This is a genomic window from Blautia hominis, assembly GCA_002270465.1.
In the GTDB taxonomy this organism is placed as follows: Bacteria; Bacillota; Clostridia; order Lachnospirales; family Lachnospiraceae; genus Blautia; species Blautia hominis.
In genome coordinates this window covers 702,383-720,028 of record NQOF01000001.1, presented here as the reverse complement: position 1 = coordinate 720,028, position 17,646 = coordinate 702,383, and the positions used below count along the sequence as shown (strand labels likewise).

The window sequence follows — 17,646 nt, the reverse complement described above, 5'->3', positions numbered from 1 at the left end:
GCAAAAGCACATGATATGCAAAAGCACAAGGTATATACCAAAATAGAAAAGTGTAGTGATCAAAGAAGAAGCAATGCATGCAATCCGGGAAGTAAAGCAAATTTAAGCAGCAATGAAATCAAGCAGCAATGAAAAATTAAGCAGCAATGAAAATTTAAGTAGCAATGAAAATTTAAGTAGCAATGGAAATTTAAGCAGCAATGAAAATTTAAGCAGCAATGAAAATTTAAGCAGCAATGAAAATTAGGCAGCAATGAAAATTTAAGAAGCGATGAAAATTTAAGCCAATGAAAATTTAAACAGCAATCTAAATTTAAGCAGCAATGTAAATGGATGCCGGCGCAATAACAAGAGATGTGTGCGGAAGGACGGCTCTGTGAAAGAGTTACAGCGGGTGGGAAAAACAAAATAAATAGCAAAATAATGGAGAGTAAAGGAGTATTGAGATGAAAGCAGGAATTATTGGAGCAGGCAGAATCGGAAAGGTACATGCGAAGAATATTTCTATGTTTGTACCGGAGGTGGAGATCAAGATCGTGGCAGACCCTTTTATGAATGAGGAGACAGAGAAGTATCTGAGAAAATGCGGTGTACGGAATGTGACGAAGAATGCGGAGGATATTCTGCAGGATGAGGAGATTGAAGCGGTATTGATCTGTTCCTCCACAGATACTCATTCCAGGTATATTATGGAGGCGGCAAAGGCAGGAAAGCATATTTTTTGTGAAAAACCGATAGATTATGACCTGGGAAAAGTCAGGGAAGCGATCCGGACGGCTGAGGACGCCGGGGTGAAGCTGCAGATTGGATTCTGCCGCAGATTTGACCATAATCACAGAGGTGTTTACAACATGGTGCAGGATGGAAGGATCGGGAAAGTGCAGATGATCAAGATCAGCTCCAGGGACCCGGAGCCGCCGGCAATTGAATATGTGAAAGTGTCCGGCGGGATTTTTTATGATATGATGATCCACGATTTCGATATGGCCCGCTTTCTGGCTGGAGGTGCTGAGGTGACGGAGGTTGTGGCGGCAGGTTCTGTGCTGATTGACCCGGCTATCGGGGAAGCGGGTGATGTGGATACGGCTGTCGTAATGCTGAAGTTTGACAATGGGATTATTGCCACAATTGACAACAGCAGAAAAGCGGTGTATGGCTATGACCAGAGGGTGGAAGTGTTTGGCTCCCAGGGATGTGTGCGGAATGAAAATGACGTGCCCAATACCGTGGTGCTTTCAGATGCCGTAAGTACCACCTGTGAGAATACATATAAAGTCATGTGGGACCGTTACACAGGTGCGTTTGTATCAGAAATCCAGGCATTTGTGGAGGCTGTGGAGAAGGATAAGGAGACGCCTGTTACCGGGATGGACGGGCTGTATCCTGTTCTGATGGCAGCAGCAGCCACAAAATCCCTGAAAGAGGGAAGACCTGTTAAAATTGAGGAGGTAGAGTGAAAATGAGTCTGAGAAAATGTGCCTGTATTGACACCTTGTATACAGAACTGCCCTGGGAGGAAAGATTTCTGGCAGCAAAGAAGGACGGCTTTGACGCTGTGGAATTTTGGGACTGGAGGATCCGGAATCTGGAGGATACCGGAAAAGCAGCGAAAGAAGCGGGGATTGCCATCAGCGGATTTAACGGGGATGCGGATTATTCCCTGGTTGATCCGAAACACAGGGAAAAGTATGTGGAATATCTGAAGGAATCTGTTAAGGCGGCAAAGACTGTAGGGGCAGCCAGTGTGACGATCCATTCCAATGCCCTGGGCGATGGGGGGATTGTGGTAGATCATTATGAGAATCTCTCCCATACAACAAAGCTCTGCTCCATGTACCGCACACTTCTGGACTGTGTGGAAGTGGCAGAAAAAGAAGGGATCTGTCTGAACCTGGAGGCTCTGAATATTACCACTGACCATGTGGGGAATTTTCTGGAAACCACGCAGATGGGGGCAGAAATCTGCCGTCTGATTGGGTCGCCCAGGCTGAAACTGCTCTACGATGTGTATCATATGCAGATTAATGAAGGCTGTATCTGTGATACGGTTTCCAGGTATATAGACCAGTTTGGGCACATCCATGTGGCGGATGCCCCGGGGCGCCATGAACCGGGCACAGGTGAGATTAATTATAAAAAAGTTCTGCGCCATCTGGAGGCATGCGGTTACACGGGGTATGTGGGGTATGAACTGTTTCCGCTTTATGATACAGCGGCGGCTGTGAAGGCTATTATGGAAGAATGCTGAAAAGATAATATAAAAAATATGGAAGATCATGTGGCGGGGAGGTCATTATGAAGAAGAAAATAACCTTTGGGACAAGGGTAGCTTATGGATGCGGGGATACGGCCTGCAATATTGTGTACGGTATGATATCCACGCTGCTGACATTGTTTTACACAGATTATGTGGGGATTTCACCGGTGACTATCGGTATTGTCATGCTGGTGTCAAGAGTATTTGACGGCAGTTCTGATCTTATCATGGGATTTCTGGTGGACAGGACCAAATCCAGATGGGGGAAATCAAGACCCTGGATCCTGTGGATGACGGTTCCCTATGCCATAGCCGCGATCCTTATGTTTACAGTGCCCCACACCACGGATTTTTTGAAGGGGATATACATATTCGTCACCTATAATCTGACCACTACGGTTATCTATACAGCCATCAATGTGCCCTACGGTTCCCTGTCCACCATGATGACCAGGGATTCTTATCAGCAGGATCTGCTTTCTATCTTCCGCATGATCTTGTCACCGGTGGGGCGTATTATTTCCGTGACGTTTACCATGCCTCTTGTGAAAGTATTTGGAAATGACCAGTCCGCATGGATCAAGACCATGTGCATCTGGGTTGTTATCGCGGTAGTGCTGCTGCTGTTCTGCTTCTTCCGGTGTGAGGAGACGGTGGTCACAGAGGCGAAAAAAGAGGAAAAGCGTTCCGTCGGGGTGAATATAAAGGCTCTTGTGACAAATAAGTATTTCTGGTGTGTGCTGGGGTTGTGGTCAATCCAGGTTATCCATATGACTATTGTGGGAACAGACCTGCCTTATTACTGTAAATATATTTTCGGAAATGACACGTGGATGTACAGCACCCTGTATTTCCTGGAAACCGTGTGCATGATCGGAGGCGCTGCAGCCTGCCCGTTTTTGATCAAAAGATGGGGGAAGAGGAATGTCACACTGGCGGGCTGTCTGATCGCGGTGGGCTCCCAGATACTGGTACTGGTCAATCCTTATAATTTTCAATGGCTGTTTTTCGTGACGCTTATCCGTTCCGTAGGGGCATCCCAGCTCTCAGCCACAATCTTTGGTATGCTGGGGGATGTGGTGGAATACGGCTATTGGAAAAATGGGTTCCGCCAGGAAAGCCTGGTGTTTGGCGGCGCAAGCCTGGGCTTCAAAGTGGGAACCGGTATCACAAGTGCCATCATGACAGGCCTTATGACCGTGAGCGGCTATATCAGCTCCACAGGCACACAGGTGATGCAGCCGGACTCTGCTGTAAGGACGATTGGAAATATCTATAAGTTTGGTCCTATCATTGTATGGGGAGCAGCGGTTGTGATTCTGCTGATGTACAAGCTGGATAAAATGTATCCGCAGATTGAACATGACCTGCTGGAGCGGGAAATGAAAAAAGAATAGGAAAATGCGGCAGGGCAATAAGCTCTGCCGCATTTTTATGCTGTTTTGCCGTCCCCGTCCTGTGCGGTCTTTTCTTCGTGCAGTCGCTGCAGGTTTCGTTCCGCGGCCATCATGCTCTGCTCGTAACGCTCGATTTTGTAGTTCAGCCGGTCCAGGGAGGCCTGCATGTCTTTCATGCGCTCTGCCAGTTGGTTTCTCTGGTCAATGAGAAGGTTTTTTCTTGCGTCAAGTGTGGCGTCCCCTTCCTGGAACAGGGAGACATATTGAATGAGTGCGTCAATTTGTACACCCGACTTCCGCATACATTTCATTAGCTCGATCCATTGGCAGGATTCCTCGTCGTAATCCCGGATCCCGCTTTTATTTCTGGGAACAGAGGGGATCAGGCCAATGCGCTCGTAGTAACGGAGCGTATCGGCGGTTAACCCGTATTTTTTGCTTACTTCCGTGATGGTCATGAATGATTCCTCCATTGTGATTCAGTAGGTCTGCGCATTTACTGTTGCTTTCAGTATAACGCCGGAGGGAACATCAGGTCAACGAAAAACAGGGGTTGACAAAAAATATGGCTTGCCATATTTCCTTTTCGGATCGTGGATGTGGACCAACAGGCATTGGCCTGGCAGATCGCGGCGGATTTGAAGGAGAGAAGAGAGAGGATCAACTTTAAATAGAAGGATGTATGAGGTGGATTTTCAAAGAAATGCCCTGTAGAATAAAAGGGAAGAGAAATTCATATACAAGGAGGAAGGCGGAATGTCTGTTGTTATAAGAGAAGACCGGGAGCAGTATATGCAGGATCTGCGGGACTGGCTGGAGCAGGAAAAAGATGTGCCCCTTGAGGAGATGTCCCAATTTTTTAAGCGGCGTATCGGGACGTATGAGGAATATATGCAGACCTGGAAGGAGGCTTATATAAGGATCGCTGACTGGATAGGCAATGATACAAAAAGCATATTGGATCTGGGCTGCGGAACGGGGCTGGAACTGGAATCTATTTTCCGGAAGTATCCCCATATCTGTGTGACGGGAATTGATATGTGCAGTACCATGCTGGAACAGTTGGAGCGCAAATATGAGAAAAAGGATATAAAGCTCATCTGCGGAGACTATCTTCAGGAGCCTTTTGAAGAGGCAGGTTATGATATGGTGATATCTTTTGAATCCCTGCATCATTTCCTGCCTGAAAAAAAGAGAGGGCTGTTTGAAAAAATCCGGGCGGCGCTGAGGCCGGGAGGAAAATTTCTGGAGGGGGACTATATTGCCTGCTGTGAGGAGGAAGAAGTGCTTCTTCGCAGGGAATGCGGCAGAAAACGGAAGGCAGGAGGGATTTCGGAGGAGCAGTTTGTACATTTTGACATTCCCCTTACCTTGGAGCATGAGACAGAGCTTCTTCGGCAGGCGGGATTTTCCCAGGTAAATGTGCTGGACTGTATAGAAGGGGCAACATTTATAGAAGCAGTCAAAAGTAAGTAAAAAAAAGAGTATGCGGACAGAATCGTGATCTGGCCTGCATACTCTTTTTTGGGATCCGGCCCTAGTCTTCCCACAGATAGGCCAGTTTACCCTTTTCGATATGAAAGCTGGTTTCCAGCATATAAGTAAAGACATCCAGTGTCTTTTTCGTGTGTTCCCGGCTGTCCCGTGTGAGATGGTTGTCCAGCTTGATCGTGAGGATGATCAGGACGATCTCAGAGACTTCTTCCGGGGATTTGCAGTGCATGGATCCCTCCCGGTTGCCCTGGCGGATAATGTCTGCCAGGATAGGACGCAGGTTTCTCACCATAATGCGTATGTACTGCTGATGCAGCAGGGCACTTTGCTGGAGCTCAAAGAAGTTGTTTGACTCCTGGCGGAGAAGTTCCATGGAAGACTCCCGGCAGGTGCGGAAAATGACTTCCATTTTGGTCAGGGCGTCCATATCCGTGGCATCCAGCAGATTTTTGGCCTTCTCTATGGCTGCGGAGTAGGAGCGCTCAATGACGGCCTCCAGGATTTCCTCCTTGGATTTGAAATAATAGTAGATACTTCCCTTTCCGATGCCGGCTTCTTTGGCAACATCGCTGACGGATATGGACTGGGCGCTGGTTTGGTTCATCAATCTCTGCATTGCGTCCAGGATCATATCCTTTTTTCTATTGTTTTGCATAAATCCTTTTCTCCATTTTTTTTAATAGTAACATGATAGCATAAAAATGTAAACTTGACTACCAGTCGAAAAAGTGGTATCTTGTTTACAATCCAAATTCGACCAGTGGTCGAAAAATGGCGAAAAATGTATGGAGGTAAAAAATACATGACTTATCAGGAATTAGTGAGTGAGATCAGAGACATTTTTATGCAGGCGGATGTGAGCGGGATCAAGGAACACATAGCCTATCAGTTCGATATCCGGGGGGAGGCGGAAGGTGCCTTTTACGCGGAAGTTTCAGAGGGGAAACTGTACATAGAGCCATACGAATATTATGACAGGGATGTGCTGTTCACAACCACAGCGGATACACTTTTGAGCATTGCGGGAGGCACTATGGATGCTATTGCCGCATTCACACAGGGAAAACTGCAGGTGGAGGGCAGCTTTGACAAGGCACTGCTGCTTCAGAACTTCTCAAAACAGGCCAACAGAGAAAAGAAAAAGCAGAAAAAGGCAGAGGAGAAAAACCTGAAGACTGAGATAAAGCAGGCAAAAGCAGAAAAAACTGCAGAAAAGAAAGCCGCGTCCGGACCGGATACCACGGTGTCTGTGAAGACGGATGATATCATACAGCCGAAGGCAAATACAGTCAAAAATCCGGTCAAAAGACTGCTGAAAAACAAATAACCAAATGGCAGATAACCAAATGGCAGATAACCAGGGGCGGGGGCACTGCTGATGTGTGGACAGTCGTGAAGACAGGAGGAATATCTATGAATGGATGGAGTTTGTTACTGGGAGCAGGAGCGGCGGCCGCTGCAGGGGAATATGGGATTGCGTCTTACTTTTTCAGACGGACCATGCTTCGGCAGAAAGCCACAACCAAGAGAACTATGGATATGGCAGGCACCAACTGGGATCTTTACATGCCGAAGCTTAAAAAGATGAAAGAGTGGATGCTGAAACAGGAACGGGAGGATGTGTACATTACATCCGGTGACGGGCTGAAACTCCACGGAACGTATTTTCCGGGGCAGGGGGGCAAAAAGCTTGTGCTCTGTTTTCACGGCTATACCAGCAAAGGTATGAGTGACTACATAGGGCTGTCCAACTATTATCTGCCCAGAGGATATCAGATGCTTCTGGTGGATGAGAGGGCCCATGGAGACAGCGAAGGGACTTACATCGGATTCGGGTGCCTGGACAGGGAGGATGCGTTTCTCTGGATCAAATATGTGGAGGAGCGCTTTGGCAGTGACTGTGAGATTTGGCTTCACGGCACTTCCATGGGGGCATCCACAGTGCTTATGACAAGCGGTTTGAAGCTTCCTTTGCAGGTAAAAGGGATTGTTTCCGACTGTGCGTTTACCTCCGCCTGGGATGTATTTGAGCATGTGCTGAAAGACCAGTACCATTTACCGGCTTATCCTATCCTGAAAATCTCGGACAGCATGTGCAGGAAAAAGGCGGGGTACGGACTGCGGCAGTTAAGCGCGTCCGAGGAGGTGAAGAAAGCAAAGGTTCCCATACTTTTTATCCACGGGGATGCGGATACCTTTGTTCCGTGCAGGATGTGTTATGAGATTTATGAAAACTGCGCATCAAAAAAGAACATGCTGATCATACACGGGGCAGGCCACGTGGAAGCTTTCTATAAAGAACAGGCACTATACGAACAGAAGCTGACAGAGTTTCTGGAGACAGCAGGGGAGGCTGAGGAGTCTGTGATCAGAGAGGGAAGCACCGGGGACGCTGAGGCGTCTGTAACGGGAGAGGGAAGCACCGGGGACGCGGTTCCCGTGTAAATAAGAGAGGAGTTTGACATATGAAAGAGAAATTTGGCAAACCACTGTATCCGTTGACTGCAGCACAGAAGCTGCACTTTTTCTACCAGAAATACTGCCCGAAAAAGCAGGTATTGAATATCGGCACCAGCCTGACCATTCAGCAGAGTCTGGACTTTGGTGCGCTGAAGGAAGCCATTTACCAGGCGTATGCCAGATGCGAGTCCATGCGGCTGCGTTTTACGCAGGATGAGGACGGCAAGGTGTATCAGTACATTGCCGACAGGGAAGTAAGAGACATTGCATTCTTTGATTTTACCGGATGGCAGGAGTGCCATGCAGCGGATAAGATGAAAGAGTGGACTTCCGTTCCCTTTGAACGGTTTGATTCCCCGCTGAACCGGGTGGTCATGATCATCACACCGGATGGTTTCCAGGGGATCTATCTTCTGGTGGATCACATGACCATGGATGCCCAGTCCCTGATCTTGTTTTTAAAAGATGTGATAGAGATTTATGCCAACATGAAATATGAGGGCATGGAATATCCAAAGGAGATGAAATCCTACATAGAGCAGTTGGAAAAAGACCTGGAATATGAGATGGATTCAAAGGCAAAGAAACGTGATACCGAGTTCTTTGAGAAGATGATCGCCTCCTCGGAACCTATTTTCAACAGCATTTTCGGTCCGGGCAAACTGGAGGCAGAACGGGAAAGGGAAAAGAACCCGGATTTAAGGGCAGTTACCAATGTTTCCGACAATGTGGATGCCAACATTATCACATTCCAACTGGAATCAGACCCCTCTGAGCGGCTGATGCAGTTCTGTGAGGAGCACCATATTTCCATGGTGTGCCTTTTGATGATGGGGCTGCGCACATATCTGCAGAAGGTGAACGGCAATGATGATGTTTCCATCAACACCACAGTGGCAAGGAGGGCTACCTTGTCTGAAAAGAAATGCGGGGGCACCAGGATCCACTGCTTCCCGTTCCGCACTGTGGTGGAAAAGAATGATACGTTTATGGAGGGCCTGAAAAAAATCAGGGACGGACAGAACCAGATATTCCGCCATGCCAACTTCGACCCCACCGCTTTTTACGCGTACAGAAACAAGTATTATAAATTAAGATCAGGACAGACCTATGAACCGCTGAGCCTGACCTACCAGCCTTTGACCCTGAAGGGAAAGGGACTGGAACGCCTGGAGAATATCCGGTACAAATCCGCCTGGTACAGCAACGGTGCCGCGGCACATGCCCTCTACCTGACAGTTATGCACAGGGCTGAGGACAATGGCATGAACTTTAATTTTGAACACCAGACGGGTGTGGTACATTTTGAGGACCTGCAGTATCTCTATTACTACCTGTGCCGGATCATTTTCAAAGGTGTGGAAAATCCGGAGATGACAGTGGGAGAGATCATAGAGTCTGTTTGATAGGAGAGGGAGGATAAGAGATGTTTGAAAAACTGAGAGATATGATTTGTGAATATGTGGAAATAGATAAAAACACGGTTACGGAAAATTCCAGATTCGTGGAGGATCTGGGGTTCACGTCTTATGATTTCATGAGCATGATAGGCGAACTGGAAGATACCTTTGATATCGAGGTGGAGGAGCGTGAGGTTGCGGAGATCAGAACCGTGGGCGAGGCTATGCGCTACATCGAGAGTCTCAAGGAATAGAACAGGAGGGGAATTATGAGTGGTCAGATCAACACCATGAAGGATATTATCGGCTATGCGGCGGAAACTTACGGGGAAAATCCTGCCATCCGTTATAAAGTCAGAAAAGAAATCATCACAAAGACATATGAGGATATAAAAAAGGACAGCGAGGCTTTTTCCAGGGCTTTGGACCACATGGGGATGCTGGGAAAGCATGTGGCTGTCATCGGGCCAACCACTTATGAGTGGATCATCACTTACTTTGGAGCCGCAAACAGCGGATGTGTCATTGTCCCTCTGGATGCGCAGCTTCCGGCGGCGGATGTCTGTGAGCTTCTGGACCGGGCGGATATCAGTGTTCTGGTCTACGATGAACTCCGCAGGGATGTGGCTGAGATGGCGGTAGAAAAATGCCCGGATATCAAGTGTATGGTTTCCATGCAGGCAAAAGAGAACACAGAGAATGTCATGTCCCTGCAGGAGCTTCTGAAAATGCATACAGGCAGTTTTTCCTGTAGTCCGGATCCGGATAAACTGTGTGCTATTTTATTCACGTCAGGGACAACGGGCAAGAGCAAAGGGGTTATGCTCACCCACCGTAATCTGACCGACAATGCTGCCTGTCTGGATATGAAGATCCCGGCGGGAACCGTATCCATGACGCTTCTTCCCATCCATCATGCCTACTGTTTTACCATGGATATCCTGAAAGGGATCTATATCGGCATGGTTATCTGTATCAATGATTCTATCATGCATGTGTCAAAAAACATGAAGCTGTTCAAGCCCGAGATCGTGCTTCTGGTTCCCATGGTGATTGAATCCATTTATAAAAAGCTGAAGGAATCCACAGGCATCCTGCCAAAGAAAATGGTGGCAAAGGCTGCTTTTGGCGGCAATTTAAAGACCATTTGCAGCGGCGGGGCCTATCTTCCACCGGAGATGGTGGGGGCATTTGCCGAGTATGGTATTACCGTTTTACAGGGGTACGGTATGACGGAATGTTCCCCTGTCATCAGCACCAACCTGGAATGGGATGCAAAAGAAGGGTCTGTGGGAAAACTTCTTCCAAACTGTGAGGCAAAGGTTGTGGATGAGGAAATCTGGGTGCGGGGCTCCAGTGTTATGATGGGTTATTACAAGATGCCCAAAGAGACGGCGGAAACCCTGGAGGACGGATGGCTCAAAACCGGCGATTTGGGGTATGTGGACAAGGATGATTTTGTGTTCATCACAGGAAGGAAGAAAAACCTGATCATCCTGAAAAACGGGGAAAATGTCTCACCGGAAGAGTTGGAGAACGAGATTAGCAGATCACCTTTTGTAAAAGAGATCATTGTCAGGGAGACAGAATCAGTCATAGAGGCCGAAATCTTCCCGGATTATGAATATGCCGCTAAAAAAAGAATCAAAGATGTCAGAGAAAAACTGCAGGAAGTGATTGACAACTTCAACAAAGGCCTTCCTCCCTATAAAAAGATCCACGGCTTGAAGATCAGGGAGGAAGAGTTTGAGAAGACACCTTCCAAGAAAATAAAACGCTATTAGCCGGATCTCCCCAAACGCTGCACATACTGTCTGGGTGTCATGTCCCTGTATTTTTTAAAGGCCCGGACAAAGTAACTGCTGTCATTGAATCCGCATTGGTAGGCAGCCTCTGTGACGGAAATGCCTTCCGCAGCCATGAGATAGCAGGCCCGTTCAACGCGGTAATAGTTCAGGTAATCTATGGGTGTCCTGTGGATCACCGCGCGGAAAAAACGGCAGAAATATTTGGATGACATGCCGGCCAGCCTGGAGAGGTCATCCAAGGTGATCGGGTTTTGATAATTCAGTTCCATATATTCCAGCACAGGCTTTAGCTGCTGGAGCCTGCCTTCGGCGTTGTTTTCGGAGGCACAGGGGGTGTAATATTCCCCGGCAAATACAATTCCATAGAGTTCAAAAAGCGCTCCGAGGGAAGTCATTTCCCATCCGGAGCTTTTTTTGCGCAGGGAAGTATACAGAGTTTCTGCACGGGAAAGGATATCAGGCTGTTTTTGGGTGAAACGCATGAGGATCTGAATCTGGCGGCGCTGGATCTGATAAAGATAACGGCGCACAGCGTGCGTGTGCATGAGCAGAGGCTGAGGATCAAAAACCGCGCACTCATAGATACAGTTCTCCGGTTCCCCGCCGTGGATGACGCCCTCCCCAATATAAATTAATTCCCCTGCGCTTACCACATACTCCCTGTCATCCAGACTGAGGCGGAGCTGTCCCTCCAGAACGCGGAGCAGCTCCGTCTCCTTGTGCCAGTGAAAGGGCATGTGATAGCGGGGATGGTGTTCGTCCACGTAGTAATAGGCCAGAGGGAAATCTGCTGTTCCGTGAGCCTGTTTTTCATTATAGTCCAGATAATGCATAGGTACCTCCTGCCTGTGGATCATCCCATTGCTTGGCATGATCCTGCATAAGTTTTTTTCATAACGGTGAAGGTGGTGAACAGTTATGGAAAAGGTGAATATTGTCCTGTTTTTTGCCATTATATCACAGGAAATATATTGAAAACAAGGTTAGGATGAGAATATAAGAAAAATAGAACAGTTCACGGTAACAGTTCAGACAGGTCTGCGCATTTACTGCGCTGACCGTATGAAAAAGTAGTGCCAGCTTTATCCGGCCCATCGCGAAGCGATTTTTAATGGCTGGATGCGTAACAGTTCACGTTATAACCGATTCAGACTCCCCTGCCCGACAAGCGGAGGCTCATAGGGGAGCCAACTATTATCAGTATGGAGGTACAGAAAAAATGGCAGAGAGCAGATTGATCGGAGCATATCCCGTAATTGGAATCAGACCAACAATTGACGGAAGAAGAGGATACCTGAAAGTGCGGGAATCCCTGGAAGAACAGACTATGAATATGGCAAGATCCGCAGCCCGGCTTTTTGAGGAAAACTTAAAATACTCAAACGGCGAACCGGTAAAAGTAGTGATCGCGGACACTACCATAGGGCGTGTGGCTGAGGCTGCCGCCTGTGCGGACAAATTCAGAAGAGAAGGGGTGGATATTACTCTGACAGTGACCCCGTGCTGGTGTTATGGAGCGGAGACCATGGACATGGACCCACAGACCATAAAAGCAGTCTGGGGATTTAACGGGACAGAGCGTCCGGGTGCCGTATATCTGGCAAGCGTGCTGGCGACCCATGCACAGAAGGGGCTCCCCGCTTTTGGAATCTACGGCCATGATGTACAGGCTGCAGATGCCACGGATATACCGGATGATGTGAGGGAAAAACTGCTGCGGTTCGGCTGTGCGGCTGTTGCGGCAGCATCTATGAGGGGAAAATCCTACCTGCAGATCGGTTCTGTGACTATGGGGATTGGCGGTTCCATCATTGATCCGGATTTTATTGAATCGTATCTGGGAATGCGTGTGGAATCCGTGGATGAAGTGGAACTGATCCGCCGCATGACAGAAGGGATCTATGATGAGGAAGAATTCGGAAAAGCCCTGGCCTGGACAAAAGAACACTGCATGGAGGGCTTTGACAAGAACCCGGAGGCAGTGCAGAAGACCAGGGAGCAGAAAGATGCGGACTGGGAATTTGTTGTGAAGATGATGTGCATCATCAAGGATCTGATGAATGGAAATGAAAACCTTCCGGAGGGATGCGAGGAGGAAAAAGTGGGACACAATGCCCTGGCAGCCGGTTTCCAGGGGCAGAGGCAGTGGACCGATTTTTATCCAAATGCGGACTTTGCGGAAGCGATGTTAAATACATCTTTTGACTGGAATGGAGCCAGAGAGCCTTATATCCTGGCCACAGAGAACGATGTGCTCAACGGTCTGGGCATGATGTTTATGAAACTGCTCACCAACAGAGCCCAGATCTTTGCAGATGTGCGTACATACTGGAGCCCGGAGGCTGTGAAGGAGGCAACAGGTTATACATTGGAAGGCAAAGCGGCAGAGGCAGGCGGTTTCATCCATCTGATCAACTCCGGCGCAGCCTGCCTGGATGCCTGCGGGGAAGCAAAGGATGAAAGCGGAAACAGTGTGATCAAGCCATGGTTTGATGTGACAAAAGAGGACCAGGATGCCATTATGAAAGCAACTACCTGGAACGCGGCTGATTTCGGATATTTTCGTGGCGGCGGCTATTCCTCCAGATTTTTGACAGACGCGGAGATGCCTGTGACCATGATCCGCCTGAACCTGGTAAAAGGTCTGGGACCTGTGCTGCAGATCGCAGAAGGCTGGACCATTAAGCTTCCGACTGAAGTGTCTGACACGATCTGGAAACGTACGGATTATACATGGCCTTGTACCTGGTTTGCGCCCAGAGTAAGCGGTGAGGGTGCGTTTAAGACAGCATATGACGTGATGAACAATTGGGGAGCCAACCATGGTGCCATCAGCTACGGACATATCGGAGCAGATTTGATCACCATGTGCTCCATGCTTAGGATCCCTGTAGCTATGCACAACGTGCCAGAGGAAAAAATCTTCCGTCCTGCTGCATGGAATGCATTTGGTATGGACAAAGAGGGACAGGACTACAGAGCCTGCGCAGCTTATGGTCCCCTTTATAAGTAGCGTGCAGTGACGATTGAGCAGGTCTGCGCATTTGCTGCGCTGACCGAACCATAATATTTCCAAGCCGGGCAGAAATCCCATGGACAAAGGCGGTTCCGTAGGGATTTTTGCTTGTACAGGGGAAGGTACGGAACCATTACAGTATGCTGTAATGATTCAGATAATAGATTGATTGGGGGAAGATGAAAATGCCGGGAAAACAAATGCTGGCAGCAGATTACGGAGCCTCCAGCGGCAGGGTGATGCTGGGCAGTTTTGATGGGGAAAGGATCTCTCTGCATGAGATCCACCGTTTTGCCAATGAACCTGTGATTTTAAACGGAAAAAGCAGCAGTACCATGTACTGGGATTTTCTGCGGCTTTTCCACGAGCTGAAGACAGGCATTACAAAAGCGGGGATCATGCAGGGCAGGTCAGGTGCGGCTATCAGCAGCATTGGTGTGGATACTTGGGGCGTGGACTATGGGCTGCTGGGAAAAGACGGTATGCTCTTATCCAATCCGGTCCATTATCGGGATGCCAGAACAGAGGGGATGCTGAAAAAAGCCTTTTCCCGCATGGACAGGGAAAGACTCTATGAGATCACCGGCAGCCAGTTCATGGAGATCAATACAGCATTTCAGCTTATGGCAGAGCAGGAATACAGAAAAGAGCTGCTGGCCCGGGCAGAGCATATGCTTTTAATGCCGGATCTGTTCTGCTATTTCCTGTCAGGGGAAATGGCAAGTGAATACACCATTGCCTCAACCACGCAGATGCTGGATGCGGGAAAAAAGGACTGGTCCGGGGAGGTGCTGGAAAGCCTGGGCCTTCCCTCCCGGATATTGGAGCCGGTGCTTATGCCGGGAACAAGGCTTGGCAGCCTTAGAAATGAGATCAGGGAAGAGCTGGGGGCAGGCCCCATGGATGTCATAGCTGTGGCAGGACATGACACGCAGAGCGCCATGGCTGCCGTTCCGTCAGAGACAGATGATTTTCTGTTTTTGAGCTGCGGTACCTGGTCATTGTTTGGAACAGAACTGGATGTACCCCAGATAGACAGCAGATCTTTTGCCTGCAACATGACCAATGAGGGGGGATGCGGCGGCAAAACCTCTTTTTTGAAAAACATCATAGGGCTCTGGCTGATTCAGGAGAGCCGGAGACAGTGGATGCGGGAAGGATGCGAATACAGTTTCGGATATTTGGAATCCATGGCAGGGGATGCGGAACCCTTTGCCGCTTTTGTGGACCCGGACGCGCCGGAGTTTGTGCCCGCCGGAAATGTACCGCAGCGGATTCGGGAATTCTGCAGACAAACCGGGCAGAAAGTACCGGAACGCGTGGGCGGGGTGGTGCGCTGCATTGACGAAAGCCTTGCTCTTAAATATAGGATGGTACTGGACGAGATCTGTGCATGTACAGGCAGAACGTATCAGGCAGTCCATCTGGTGGGAGGCGGTGCCCAGAGCGCCCTTCTGTGTCAGATGACGGCCAACGCATGCGGCATCCCCGTGATCGCCGGACCTGTGGAAGCCACTGTGTACGGCAATCTTGCCATGCAGCTTGTGGCAGCAGGGGAAGTAAAGAATTTGAAAGAGGTTCGGAGGATCATCCGGAATTCTGAGAATATGAAAGTGTATGAGCCGCGGGATACGGAGCAGTGGCAGGAGGCTTACGGACAGTATAGGAAGTTTGTTTCGTGAGAGGAAAGGGTGCAGGACAGAAAATGGAGGAAATGAAATGGAATTAAGTTATATGGAGCTTAGGGAACAGATTTGTGATGTGTGCCATAAAATGTGGCAGAAGGGCTGGGTAGCTGCAAACGACGGGAATGTTTCCGTAAAATTAGAGGACGGGACATTTCTGGCGACACCTACGGGGATGAGCAAAAGTTTTATTACCCCGGAAAAGCTGGTACACATTGATATGGAAGGAAATATCCTGGAAGCGGAGGAAGGGTGCCGTCCTTCCTCAGAGATCAAGATGCATCTGCGCTGTTACCGGGAGCGGGAGGACGTGGGGGCTGTCTTACATGCGCATCCCCCGGTAGCGACAGGGTTTGCTGTGGCGAATAAGCCTCTGGATGAATATTCCATGATCGAGACTGTGATTGCTCTTGGCTCTGTGCCGGTGACACCGTATGGAACGCCCTCCACGTATGAGGTGCCTGATGCCATTGCTCCTTATCTGGGTGAACATGACGCAGTGCTTTTGCAGAATCACGGGGCGCTGACTGTGGGTGCAGATGTCATTACCGCTTATTACCGGATGGAGACCTTGGAACTTTTTGCACAGATCAGCCTGAACGCTCATATGCTCGGCGGAGCAAAGGAGATCTCACGGGAAAATATTGACCGGCTCATATCCATGCGGGAAGGATATGGTGTGACCGGAAGGCATCCCGGATATAAGAAGTATTCATGAGACGCTGCCTGTTTTGGCAGGAGTAAATTTGTTACTGTACACAGGCCACTGTACCGGGAGGCGTTTTCATGCTGAAAGCATGAAAATCCCGAGGCAGCCAGCGCCATATGGGGCAGAATGCCCCATATCTGTGCATCGCGAAGCGAGTTACTGGACACGGAGTGAACAGTTACGTAAATTTTGTTAAGGATAAAAGGTGAATGTGATGTTAAAAGGGATTCCGAAAATTATTCCGCCTCAGCTTTTAAAAGTGCTGGCAGAGATGGGACATAGTGACAGGATTGTGATCGCGGATGGGAATTTCCCTGCGGAGAGCATGGGGAAGGATTGTATTGTTGTGCGGATGGATGGGCATGGAGTGCCCGAGGTGCTGGATGCAGTGCTTCGTCTGATGCCGCTGGACGGATATGTGGAACATCCTATGAGTCTTATGGAGGTTATGCCCGGGGATGATGTTAAGACACCAATCTGGGATACTTATAGGGAAATCGTGAAAAAGTATGAGGACCGCGGGGAAAGCGTGATTCGGAATGTGGAGCGGTTTGCTTTTTATGAGGAGGCAAAGAAGGCTTATGCTATTGTGGCTACGGGGGAAGAGGCGGTTTATGCGAATGTGATGCTGCAGAAGGGGGTTATTTAGAGAAAAAAGGGACGGGAAACTCCGGCGGGGAGGGGCAGGCAGGGATACGGGGCCTGATTCCTCCGACGTTTTGCTGGTGGGCAGCTAACCTGCTGGCATTCACTAAATTCGTCGGCAATGGCCTCCTCATTAAGTGTCTGCCGCAGGTGGATCTGCCCGACGCTCCACTAAACCTGCGGAATCAGGCCCCGTATCCCTGCCTGCCCCTCCCCGCCGGAGTTTCCCTGATTTTGGCTGCGGAAGTGTGGGAAGCATGAATGAGGAAATGTTCTCGGGAGGTGATATAAGGCTCGATGTGGGAGGAAACATGAACAAATTTTCGGAGAAAGACTGGAAACTGTTCCGAAGTAAGATCGCTGTCTGGCAGGAAGCGTACATGGAAAAGCTGAACAAGGAATACATAGAATTACTGAGCGGTGAAGGAAATGCTTCAGATAAATTCTGGGCATTAGAGAAGCGTATCCGTGGGGATAAGAAGGATTGCGGTGTGCAGTGTGACATGAGGAGGTCGAACCAGTTCTATATCATGATGTCACTGTTGAATGAGGGTGCGATCACTTTGGAGGATCTGGATGATTTCAGTGAGGATCTGAAAGATACCATGATACATTTCTTCGAGAGGAAATGATGTATATGCAGCATGGATGCAGAGTATCATTGCAGAAGAAAAACTAAAGCCGGAAGACATCCGTATATTTGGGGAGAATGCTTTCCGTGATGGTGAAATCAAGACAGCCGGAGCAGATAGGGAGAAAACTGTGCCCATATCTG

At 48.8% G+C, this 17,646-nt stretch carries 17 protein-coding genes; 14 read left to right on the top strand and 3 right to left on the bottom strand.

What is annotated here, in order from left to right; genetic code table 11:
• The first annotated feature begins 446 nt into the window (after positions 1-446).
• From iolG to CI595_RS03330, 3 genes are read left to right on the top strand one after another with little or no spacing between them, the layout of a single operon-like run.
• Positions 447-1,457, top strand: a complete 1,011-nt coding sequence (gene iolG, locus CI595_RS03340; protein ID WP_095171685.1) for an inositol 2-dehydrogenase — start codon at positions 447-449, stop codon at positions 1,455-1,457.
• A 2-nt stretch (positions 1,458-1,459) separates the two neighbouring features.
• Positions 1,460-2,248, top strand: coding sequence for a TIM barrel protein (locus CI595_RS03335; protein WP_095171683.1), 789 nt, complete (start codon positions 1,460-1,462; stop codon positions 2,246-2,248).
• Between the two features lie 47 nt (positions 2,249-2,295).
• Positions 2,296-3,654 (top strand): MFS transporter, encoded by a 1,359-nt coding sequence (locus CI595_RS03330; RefSeq protein WP_095171680.1) that lies wholly within the window; start codon positions 2,296-2,298, stop codon positions 3,652-3,654.
• 35 nt (positions 3,655-3,689) lie between these two features.
• Here CI595_RS03330 and CI595_RS03325 read toward each other — a convergent pair whose 3' ends face one another.
• Positions 3,690-4,112 carry a MerR family transcriptional regulator gene (locus CI595_RS03325; protein WP_095171678.1) on the bottom strand — a complete coding sequence of 141 codons (423 nt, stop codon included), beginning with the start codon at positions 4,110-4,112 and terminating at the stop codon, positions 3,690-3,692.
• Positions 4,113-4,410: 298 nt separating this feature from the next.
• Here CI595_RS03325 and CI595_RS03320 point away from each other — a divergent pair, with 298 nt between their 5' ends.
• Positions 4,411-5,130: a class I SAM-dependent methyltransferase gene (locus tag CI595_RS03320; RefSeq protein ID WP_095171675.1), complete on the top strand. Its 720-nt coding sequence runs from the start codon at positions 4,411-4,413 to the stop codon at positions 5,128-5,130.
• A gap of 61 nt (positions 5,131-5,191) precedes the next feature.
• On the opposite strand, the gene CI595_RS03315 is transcribed toward CI595_RS03320, so the two are convergent.
• Positions 5,192-5,803: a TetR/AcrR family transcriptional regulator gene (locus CI595_RS03315; RefSeq protein WP_095171673.1), complete on the bottom strand. Its 612-nt coding sequence runs from the start codon at positions 5,801-5,803 to the stop codon at positions 5,192-5,194.
• A 147-nt stretch (positions 5,804-5,950) separates the two neighbouring features.
• Between CI595_RS03315 and CI595_RS03310 the strand changes: the two genes are divergently transcribed.
• From CI595_RS03310 to CI595_RS03290, 5 genes are all read left to right on the top strand, one after another.
• Positions 5,951-6,475: an SCP2 sterol-binding domain-containing protein gene (locus CI595_RS03310; protein ID WP_095171670.1), complete on the top strand. Its 525-nt coding sequence runs from the start codon at positions 5,951-5,953 to the stop codon at positions 6,473-6,475.
• A gap of 80 nt (positions 6,476-6,555) precedes the next feature.
• Positions 6,556-7,593, top strand: a complete 1,038-nt coding sequence (locus tag CI595_RS03305) for an alpha/beta hydrolase (RefSeq protein WP_095172365.1) — start codon at positions 6,556-6,558, stop codon at positions 7,591-7,593.
• Positions 7,594-7,613: 20 nt separating this feature from the next.
• Positions 7,614-9,014, top strand: coding sequence for a condensation domain-containing protein (locus CI595_RS03300; protein WP_095171668.1), 1,401 nt, complete (start codon positions 7,614-7,616; stop codon positions 9,012-9,014).
• A 20-nt stretch (positions 9,015-9,034) separates the two neighbouring features.
• Positions 9,035-9,262 (top strand): acyl carrier protein, encoded by a 228-nt coding sequence (locus CI595_RS03295; RefSeq protein ID WP_095171665.1) that lies wholly within the window; start codon positions 9,035-9,037, stop codon positions 9,260-9,262.
• A gap of 15 nt (positions 9,263-9,277) precedes the next feature.
• On the top strand, positions 9,278-10,792 hold the full coding sequence (locus CI595_RS03290; protein ID WP_095171663.1) for an AMP-dependent synthetase/ligase: 1,515 nt from the start codon (positions 9,278-9,280) through the stop codon (positions 10,790-10,792).
• Here the strand turns inward: CI595_RS03290 and CI595_RS03285 are convergent.
• Positions 10,789-11,649: an AraC family transcriptional regulator gene (locus CI595_RS03285; protein ID WP_095171661.1), complete on the bottom strand. Its 861-nt coding sequence runs from the start codon at positions 11,647-11,649 to the stop codon at positions 10,789-10,791. The two genes, CI595_RS03290 and CI595_RS03285, sit on opposite strands and share 4 nt — an antisense overlap.
• A gap of 386 nt (positions 11,650-12,035) precedes the next feature.
• Here CI595_RS03285 and CI595_RS03280 point away from each other — a divergent pair, with 386 nt between their 5' ends.
• From CI595_RS03280 to CI595_RS03260, 5 genes are all read left to right on the top strand, one after another.
• Entirely contained in the window at positions 12,036-13,829 is a 1,794-nt protein-coding gene (locus CI595_RS03280) for an L-fucose isomerase (RefSeq protein ID WP_095171659.1), read from the top strand.
• A 188-nt stretch (positions 13,830-14,017) separates the two neighbouring features.
• Positions 14,018-15,514: a rhamnulokinase gene (locus CI595_RS03275; protein WP_095171656.1), complete on the top strand. Its 1,497-nt coding sequence runs from the start codon at positions 14,018-14,020 to the stop codon at positions 15,512-15,514.
• A gap of 37 nt (positions 15,515-15,551) precedes the next feature.
• Entirely contained in the window at positions 15,552-16,235 is a 684-nt protein-coding gene (locus CI595_RS03270) for a class II aldolase/adducin family protein (protein WP_095172364.1), read from the top strand.
• Between the two features lie 205 nt (positions 16,236-16,440).
• A complete protein-coding gene (locus tag CI595_RS03265) occupies positions 16,441-16,875 on the top strand; it encodes an RbsD/FucU family protein (RefSeq protein ID WP_095171653.1) in 435 nt (144 codons plus the stop codon).
• Between the two features lie 307 nt (positions 16,876-17,182).
• Positions 17,183-17,503, top strand: a complete 321-nt coding sequence (locus CI595_RS03260; RefSeq protein WP_095172363.1) for a multidrug transporter — start codon at positions 17,183-17,185, stop codon at positions 17,501-17,503.
• The last annotated feature ends 143 nt before the right edge of the window (positions 17,504-17,646 follow it).